Here is an 8,800-nt window from a genome sequence, read left to right on the forward strand (position 1 = left end):
GATGGAATCTTTCCTAATGTAGGGCATCTATTTCTTCTTTGCTAAATGTTATTTGGATCATTTTGGAGAAAAGTTAACTTTTCTTCCATTCTTCCCCTTTTTAAAAATAAAGTCTCCCCCCTGTCAAAGTATAGCATCACTCCGCGATCGCTAATGAATTGCTTCAGATTTGCTTGGGCGACTACGGCTAGGTCTGATTGAATACGCTGAATGCTGGCAGGATGAGTGGTATTTACCATGTCAGTTAAGTACTGAATCTTGGATTTGTCTCTGAATTGCCTATCGTTATAGGCTTGCAATTGCATTCCTAATCCTTGCAATTCAGCTTCGAGGGTTGCCCGTTCCATAATTAGAGGATCTCCTGAGGCGATCGCTTTCATTTGGGCGGCATTAAGAACTGTCTCATCAATGTCTTCAATTGTGCGATGGGTGCGATCACCCGACATCACCTGTGAAATCATCCGTTGTTTGTTCTCAATTGCTTGCCATAGGAACGAATCAAATCCTGCTTGGTTGTTTCTACCTTCAGTGACATAACGGAAGATGAAGACATCGCTCCATTCGTTACCCTGACGCACTCCTCTGCCTTCGCGTTGCTCGAGATCCGATGGTCGCCACGGACAATCGATATGGTGCAAGGCAATCAGTTTGCTTTGCATGTTCACGCCTGTTCCCAATTTTGATGTCGAGCCAAAGACAATCCTAATTTTGCCTTCGTTGATGGATTCAAACAGTTTGGCTTTCCTAGTATCCGTGTCGTAATCATGGATAAAGGCAATCTGGTCGGCAGGTATGCCTAGCATCACGAGAGTATCGCGGATATAGCAGTAACTGTTCCATCGGTCTTTTTTGGGTGTATTGCGATCGCAGAAGATTGCTTGAGTGCCTTTGGCGATAGCCGTAATCGTCCAGATTTGCCAGACATTCCATGCACAAGCTAAGAGTTTGTTGTTTATCCATTCACTTGCATTGGGTGATACCAATTTGGTGTGCATACATGCCTTGGCTCCATCACCTGTAATTTTTAACATGTTGTCAATTTCAGGTTTGACTTTACGTTTTGCCACTGCTTCGGCGCGATCGCAGAGTTTGTCCATATAGGCGATTTGCTCTGGCGGTGGTTTGCAGGACATCACATTTTAATCCTCATCCTTGGTATCTCAAAGACGAATTTTGCTATCAAAGTATAATTTACTAAAATGTATAATAAAACTATATTAAATTTTTAATAGAAGTATTTTAAAATGGGTATGATTTATATATACTTTTAAGTAAGGCAACAAATCATGGACACTGCAATTCTGACATTTACGGCTAATAGTCTTGATGAAATTGTAAGTAAAGGGGGCGATTGGCAATGGAAGCTTAATGCAGATAGAGCTAGAACCCAACAGTATCTAGTTTGTTCTAGTTCTGTGGGTATCAATAGAGGTAGGGGATTTTTAGTAGGTAAAATCGAATCAGTAAACCCAGTGCCAGAAGACGAAAAACGTTTCATCATTGGTATTTCAGAATGGGCAAAAATCAATATCCCAGACCTTTGGAATGGTTATCGCAATCCAGTCCGCTATACAAGTTTGCAAGAGCTAGGAATTAATCTATCTGATTTAAAGTTTGAAAAAATATCTAAGGTTACAGCCTCGCAGTCTCATTCCTTAACTATTGCTGCGGCTAAAGCAGGATTGGCTAAACATTATGAAGTTAGTCCAGATAATATCGAAATTACAATTAAGTACTAGATTCTAATATTTCTCATAAGATTGTTAGCATTTTATTAAGCCAACAATCTTATAAGAACTCTAGTTAGCCAAAAATACTTCCCAAATGTGTTCTCAAACTATTGATATCTCCCCACTGAGTCATCAAGTTTGGACTGTTTAATGATTTTGCTTTAGTATCGAACCAGCCCCAATTTGCTTTCAATACTTCGCTATCAACAGGAATATTGCTAGTGTCACTGAAGTTAGCAGCCCAAAGAACCTTAACCCATCTAAGAATCCCGAAATCTTCACCGTTCTTCCACTGAGGTTGATCCTCAATTCCATCATTAACTAATTCCACTACATGAGTCAAGTAACGAACTGTGCCAAACGGTGGGTTTTGAGACAAAATGATGACAGATCCTTTTGGCAAGCTCAAAGCGTGATGCTCTACTGTTGGACTGTCTTCTCTCCGATGAAAGTGCAACAAGAAATAAGACGAAACTGGATGCTCTGCGTATGCCCACCCCTTGTCATTACTGACGTTTTTAATATAGCTGATGTTCTTAGTATCCATGATTTATTTCCTTTGAGTGGTTGTATAGACAATATACTTTTAAGATACTTTTGTCAATCTTTTATTATAGTTTTATTATAATTTTAATAAAGTATATTTGGGTGTTCCCCATTCGTTTTTTTTGGTGAGGTTGTCAGTTTGCTGCCGCCTTTGATTACCCAGATGTTGGCTGGGTCAGGATGGAATTTGACGGTGCTAGTTCCTGCATGGCTCAATAGCTGTTCGCTAAATTCTTTGATCTCATCTGCGGGCAGCCATGTCGTTCCCAGTCTGACGCGGATGGTATTGCGTGGGATTAGGTTTAGTTCTTCTGTGGTCATGGCATTGACATTGATGCCCAATTTAATTTGATAGCGCAGCGTACTTTGATGTCCACGTCTGTCGTTTCTGGCAAACAGGGGACTGGTTGATTGCTGCTGATGGTTTGATGGTATTTGTCGATGTTCAGCGAGTTGGGTACTTCGCTTTCTTTCCATGCGATGATTTTGTTGAGTCGGTTGACGACGTTGCCACTGATGAATTCTTCTCTGGTAATCCATTCAGCATTGGTGGTTTCTTGTACTGTTGCTGGTGGCATTGTGCCGTTGTAGAAAATATCGCCTTCTAGCTCTGCAATAACGGTGCTAATGCTTTGGTCGATAAGGTTAGCGATCCAATCCAAGTCGATAAAGCTTTTGGCATCCAGACATTGGACTAGAGCATCTTTGGCATTATCCGCCCGATATCTTGGAGTCGCTCTAACTGTTCTTTGATGAAAGATTGGGGCTTTGGCTGGGCTTTTGCCTTTGCCTCGGTCAATCTCTAATGCTCTCAATCGATAGTAGTTGGGGTCTTCTTGGAAAATGCTGAGGTTCTCTTTGCTAGTGAAATGCCCGAATCTAATTGCGAACTCATCATATTTTTGATTGAGAATTTGGCGCAGTTTGGCTAGTTCTTTTTCGTCTTCGTATTGTTGCATTTTCAGCACTAGATCTAGGATCTTAGCGACAGACATGGCGGCTCGAATGCGTTGTTGTTGGTTTGCAACTAGTTCGAGCTGATAATCAGTGCGACGATAGATTTGTCCTTCATACTCACAAAAGGCATTCGGCAGCACTTTTTGTAACTGTGGGGGGATCTGGATTATTTTGGTTTGAGTTACTGCTGGTTCATAGAATTTAGCGATCGCTTTTCCAATCTTGCTAATCTCTGCTCTCAGGTCAAAGTTTGCTGGAGCGGTTACTCCTAAATGCTCTCCGCCGTATAGTTTTGATACAGTCAGTTCTCCGAGAATATTGCGGAATTTGAATGGGCTTATAGACATGGGTTTGTTCTCAATTAAAAAAGCGAGTCAATCCTATTTAAGGATTGACTCGCTCGGTAGTTTTGGTGTGGTTACTCTCTAGATCAGCCGCTAGGCTGACTCTACAAACCATTGGTTAATCATGATTGGCTCCTGATTGACTGTGTATTTGCCTGATGGGGATGTCTTAACCCAATCAGGACATTGGTAATTTTTTCGATTCATCGCCATCTGTTCAGTTTCTGTGAGCTTGCGGAAAATTAGAATGTCAGCAACTACTTCCGTGTTGGCAAATTTCTTAAAAGCGATGTCTGGCAATCTAATGGCAGTCACCAGTTCTAACTTACTCGCCAGATATCTCCGAAAACTAGTATTAGCAGCATCAAGAGTGAAGCAACTGGTAATTATGGCTATCAGCCCATTTTCCCTCACTAAATCTGTACATTTGGCTAGAAAGTAATTGTGAATGCTCAGGTTCAGGTGGGCGTAGCGCGGATCGTAGAGTTTGTAATTGCCAAAGGGAACGTTACCGATCGCTAGGTCAAAACTGTTGTCACTTAGGCTCACTGTCTCAAATCCCTGTGCGTAAATCAGGGCTTCTGGATATAGCAATCTCGCGATTTGGGCAAAGATTGGGTCTATTTCTATGCTGACCCATTGCGATCTCTCTCTCATCAGCGCGGGCTGACATCCCATAAAGGAGAGTGTGTTACACGCTGGCTCAACGATCGCTCCACCCGTAAAGCCGATCTTGCTAAGAAGATCCCACATGGCGCGGATGACTTCAAAGCTCGTTTGGTAAGCGGTTGCGGTTGCAGATTTTGCGGCTTGGATTTCAGTTTGGGTCAATAGTTGGCTCAGTTTTTCATGGCATCGATGCTGCCATGTATTTCCTTGATGATTAGTCTTTACCCAGATATCGGTGAGGGTTCCCCATCCTGATGCTTTGGCAAGAGAGACTTGTTGCTCTGCTGTTGCTGATGATATTGATTTACTTAGGGCGATCGCTTGGACGGTTGCTTCTGCCTTTACTCGCAGGGGGCTATCAAAATGCTGCTCAATTTCTGGCGTGATCTCAAATATTGGTTGGTACATTTTTAGCTTTTTCCTAGTTTTTGTTCTTGCGAACAAGCGCTAGCCATAAAAAAAGGACACGACTTTCGTTGTCATGTCTTTCTTCAGATATTGGTTCAAAATCTTCTAGCTACCTTTGCCCTTAGTTTTTAGCCAGTTGTTGAGGTCAGCGATCGTCTCTAGGTCAAATACAACTTCAGCTAAATTTTCTAGCTGCTTTGCCGATAGTTTGTTAACCTTGCCCCGCAAACTTGGGGTAATCTGACCAAACTTACGACTAAGCATCCGCAGCAGCATTGTAGCTTGACCCTTTACTAATCCACGCTGTTCGCCTAATTTTAAGCCTCGTTGTTCACCACGCTGCTCGCCCTCTTCTCTTGCCTGTTGATATACCCGCGTTTGCTTTAAATCGCTGTATGTAAACATTGCCTCAATCTCCTGCCGACTAAGTTTTGGAAATTTATATACCAACACAGTCTCTATTAATTCTAGTACCTGCTCTTGGATTTCGGTATTGTTTTCTCGCTCAATCTTTTCACCTAATTGTCTTACCATAGTTACGGCTTGACTTTCGCTAGACAAGATAAGCTGAATAATACTGATCGCAAAAGAGTCTGTCTCTCGCTCTAGCAGGTCTTCTAGGTAAACTCGCTGTATCCTTTGACAGTCGAGCATTTCCTGCACATGGCTTCTTGGCTCTGGCTCATAACTGCGCCTCGCAAAGATAGCGATCGCTTGCCATTCCTGTTGAGGACGATATTGGTTCAGGTACAGATATATTTCTGATAAGTACTCCCAGTAAAAGTCTTCTTTTTGCTGAAATTGTACTTCAAGTAAATATATCGGTTTGTCTTGATATTTGGGGCTAAATATGCCATCAAACCGAAAGGCTTTTTCTTTCACTTCTACTGAGCTAAATTCATAACCTTCTGCTTCAGCAATCGGGCGTTCGATTAGCTCAAACAGCAGAGTGTGAAAGGTGTTGAATAGTTGATAGAATATCGTGTCTGTCTTCATGAACAGTTAGTTTACAGTAGCTCTGAGGATTTTCTTGCGGGATTCGCGATCGCTTGATAGTTTCATTGCTTCTCTAATCTTGCTGGTATATTCATCGCGTTGGGCGATCGCGCAATTCGTTCATGATTTCATCACTAATCTTTTGGCAGTCCTAAATCTGGTAGACCTTTGACAATTTTAACGGTTTCCAAACTAACGGTTATTACTTGTTTAATCAATCTCACGATGTATTCTTCGTCATCAAGACGATTAGGATCGTTGGCGATCGCGCTTCGCTTGTCGGTGCTGACTTGGTATTGATCGATGATCCAGTCTAGAGCGGAACGGTTGCCTAGTTTGTATTCAAAGGTTTCTGGGGGAATACCTGTGAGTGTTAAGAAGTCGTTATATTTGATTTGAGTTTTGTCTTTGCTGAGACGCATTTTTTCGACTCGCCAATCGATTGGGAGGTCTTTATTTTCGATATGTTTGAGGCGATATTCGGGTTGTTGTTCGTAGTTGATATGGATTTCGGTGAGGCGTTTTCCAGAGATGGCGAAGGGATGAAATTCTGGTGCGAAGGGGATGCGCGGTAGTTCGCGTTTGAGGTTGGCGGCGTAACGTTGGCGATAGTGGGGATGATGGAGTAGGGCGTAGGTGTAATGGAAGATGTCCCATTTGGTAATTTTGGGATCTTGATAATGGATTTGGAATTGTTCTAACGCCCAATCTGTAATGTTTTCTTGGCGATTATTTCCATCTTCATCATAGATATAGAAAGGGAAACACGGAGTTTTTTCTAACATATCAAAGCAAGGAATTAGTTTAGTAACTAAAGATTAAAACTCTTTATTGCTACCAAGACCACTAACACAAATTATTCGATTTTCCTCTTCCTCCTTAACTGTTGTAAATATTAATGGAAATTGTCCACGTCGATCATTTAATATCTCATCAAAATAGAGAAACTGTAGGCAGAAAGGTCGGTAGAGTGAACACCTAATTCTTTCTAAAAAATAATCTGTTTTAATACCTGCATTTAAGTAGTTTTTAAGAGTACTACTCCAACTTATTTTAGTGTCATCACAGGTAACAAATTCGTCAATATTAAGAGATTTGTTACCTTTTTGCTTCCAGCTAATTAATTGATCATTATAAGTATCAATTGTTCTTTGGATATTTATTTCTAAATCTCTATAATTAAAATTATAAACCCAAGAATCGCGATTAGTTTTGACACCATTGCTAAAAATTTTAAAAATACAATCAGTTACATCTACCTTTGACGCTTTAGCTTCTTTGCTTCCCAATGCAATAAAGCTATCAAAATCATCCTCAAATCCTTTTGTTAGCCAAACATATTTTGTGTTTGGTTGAATCTCTTGCCAATCAACATCTTGCAGACTTTCAAACTTTTCCAAACAACTTAACTTCTGTTCCTTGCGCCAAAACTCATCCATCCGCGCATAATAAATCTTAGCCTTTTTCATAGATCGTAATCTAAATTTTCCAAAATGCTTATCAAGTCTTGTTTCCCAGACAAGATCCGAAAAACATCAATTCCATCTTGTCGTGGATAATAAAACACAACATAATCATCAACGACAAACCCGCGAAGATTAGAGATAAAAGATTGATAGTATTCTTCTCTATTTGGTATGAAATGACTATATTTCTTCCCCATGTTCGGAAATTCGGCATATAACTTGCATTTTTTGCGAATGTTATCAAATAATTTACTAGCTACATCAACATTTTCCTGTCCATAAAATTCACAGATTTCATTTATATCTCGAACTGACGCATTAGAGAAAGAAAAAGTTTTCATGCTTGTTTCTGTCTCACAGCTTCTAATTTATTTTCCAATTGTTGAAACACAGCTTCCCCATCAACAACTCTTCCTTGACGAATATCTTCCATCCCTTCAAGGATTTTTTGACGAACCTCAATTATTTTTTGTTGCTTTCTTTCATATTCTTTTCTTTTTAATTCATGCTCTTCCAAAAGTTGGAATGCCAAAGCAAAGAGTTCTTCAGGACTCCCATAAACTCCCTGATTGACTTTTTCTAAAACAAACATTTCTTGTTCTGGTCTTAAGGCAATCTGCATTGTAGTTTACTCCTCAGAAAATTTGTACAACTATCGTGAGTGTCTCACAAATATATTAACACTTACCCCCACCTGAATGCCAAAAACATTATGAGTTGTGCCTGATAGCTTGGGATTTTTACGAATATTGCCGCCTAAATCAAACACATAAATTTGATCAAATTCTTGCTCTAAATACTGACGCATCCCATCAAACGCAATCCCATCAATGAAACTGTTATTAGTCACAAAAGCAACCACTCCTTCATCGCCGATTCTGTCAGAAGCCCAACGAATTGCTTTTACATAAGGATCGGAAAGAGAGTTTTTCAAAGTCGCCTTTGAAGCTTTGGCATAGGTAGCCGCTACGCGATCGTCAATCCCAGTCTTGTTTTTAGTCGTATACTTGCGATTCTTATTGTTATCATTCTCATTCAACTGTCCCACATTGTATGGAGGGTTCCCAATCACCACAAATAAATCTGATTCCCTTTGTCTCTCTACCCGTTTCATATTCTCAGGCGTAAATAAACCTAACTGCTCAATACGCAGATCCTCAAACGTATCCACCAAACAAATCCCCTCAAACGCCTCATACTTCCCAGTCTGCTCAAAATACTCATGCTCAATATTCATCGAAGCAATGTAATAGGGCAACAACATCACCTCATTGCAATGCAACTCATGCTCATACTTGTGAGGCAAAGCCGACTTCTGGATTTCCGCAATCTCACGCATTACCCGTATGATGAAATTTCCTGTACCCACAAACGGATCGAGAATATGCACACCCTTATCCACTAGAGACTTGCCAAACTCCCGTTGCAAAATCTCCTCCACACTCTTCACCATGAAATTTACAATCGGCTGCGGTGTATACACAATCCCATGCGTATCCGCCACCTTAGTCGAAAAGCCCTGAAAGAACTTCTCATAGACCGTATTCAAAAAATCCTGCTTTTGCGAAAAATCATCAATCGTCGCCGCCGTCTCCTCGATCGCCCCATAAAACCGATCCAAACTACTCAAAAAATGAGCGCGGCTGAAATGCTTAGAAGTCAACGCATTGATCACCTTCTCAAT

At 40.7% G+C, this 8,800-nt stretch carries 10 protein-coding genes and 1 pseudogene; 1 reads left to right on the plus strand and 10 read right to left on the minus strand.

The genetic code is table 11. From position 1 onward, the window contains the following. Positions 1-41: 41 nt before the first annotated feature. A complete protein-coding gene (locus H6G05_RS24590; protein WP_190582563.1) occupies positions 42-1,133 on the minus strand; it encodes a helicase C-terminal domain-containing protein in 1,092 nt (363 codons plus the stop codon). A gap of 153 nt (positions 1,134-1,286) precedes the next feature. On the opposite strand from H6G05_RS24590, the gene H6G05_RS24595 reads away from it, so the two are divergent. Next, positions 1,287-1,739 carry a hypothetical protein gene (locus H6G05_RS24595; protein ID WP_190582564.1) on the plus strand — a complete coding sequence of 151 codons (453 nt, stop codon included), beginning with the start codon at positions 1,287-1,289 and terminating at the stop codon, positions 1,737-1,739. 64 nt (positions 1,740-1,803) lie between these two features. Here the strand turns inward: H6G05_RS24595 and H6G05_RS24600 are convergent, their stop codons facing one another. From H6G05_RS24600 to H6G05_RS24640, 9 genes and pseudogenes are all read right to left on the minus strand, one after another. Continuing rightward, on the minus strand, positions 1,804-2,277 hold the full coding sequence (locus H6G05_RS24600; protein WP_190582565.1) for a hypothetical protein: 474 nt from the start codon (positions 2,275-2,277) through the stop codon (positions 1,804-1,806). Between the two features lie 83 nt (positions 2,278-2,360). After that, positions 2,361-2,597 (minus strand): hypothetical protein, encoded by a 237-nt coding sequence (locus H6G05_RS24605; protein ID WP_190582566.1) that lies wholly within the window; start codon positions 2,595-2,597, stop codon positions 2,361-2,363. Further along, entirely contained in the window at positions 2,594-3,580 is a 987-nt protein-coding gene (locus H6G05_RS24610; protein ID WP_190582569.1) for a hypothetical protein, read from the minus strand. The genes H6G05_RS24605 and H6G05_RS24610 overlap by 4 nt, the downstream gene beginning before the upstream one ends. Before the next feature lie 90 nt (positions 3,581-3,670). Further along, positions 3,671-4,654 (minus strand): class I SAM-dependent methyltransferase, encoded by a 984-nt coding sequence (locus H6G05_RS24615; RefSeq protein ID WP_242025819.1) that lies wholly within the window; start codon positions 4,652-4,654, stop codon positions 3,671-3,673. Between the two features lie 105 nt (positions 4,655-4,759). After that, positions 4,760-5,650: an Rpn family recombination-promoting nuclease/putative transposase gene (locus tag H6G05_RS24620; protein WP_190582577.1), complete on the minus strand. Its 891-nt coding sequence runs from the start codon at positions 5,648-5,650 to the stop codon at positions 4,760-4,762. A gap of 134 nt (positions 5,651-5,784) precedes the next feature. Beyond that, positions 5,785-7,119, minus strand: a pseudogene (locus H6G05_RS25505) (type ISP restriction/modification enzyme). Next, positions 7,116-7,457, minus strand: a complete 342-nt coding sequence (locus H6G05_RS24630; protein ID WP_190582579.1) for a type II toxin-antitoxin system RelE/ParE family toxin — start codon at positions 7,455-7,457, stop codon at positions 7,116-7,118. Before H6G05_RS24630 ends, H6G05_RS25505 begins: the two are co-directional and overlap by 4 nt. Further along, entirely contained in the window at positions 7,454-7,738 is a 285-nt protein-coding gene (locus H6G05_RS24635; RefSeq protein WP_190582582.1) for a type II toxin-antitoxin system ParD family antitoxin, read from the minus strand. The genes H6G05_RS24630 and H6G05_RS24635 overlap by 4 nt, the downstream gene beginning before the upstream one ends. A gap of 30 nt (positions 7,739-7,768) precedes the next feature. Next, positions 7,769-8,800 (minus strand): N-6 DNA methylase (locus H6G05_RS24640; protein ID WP_190582584.1); only part of this gene is annotated, 1,032 nt, incomplete at its 5' end.

Source organism: Phormidium tenue FACHB-1050 (assembly GCF_014696925.1).
Lineage (GTDB): Bacteria > Cyanobacteriota > Cyanobacteriia > Pseudanabaenales > Pseudanabaenaceae > Pseudanabaena.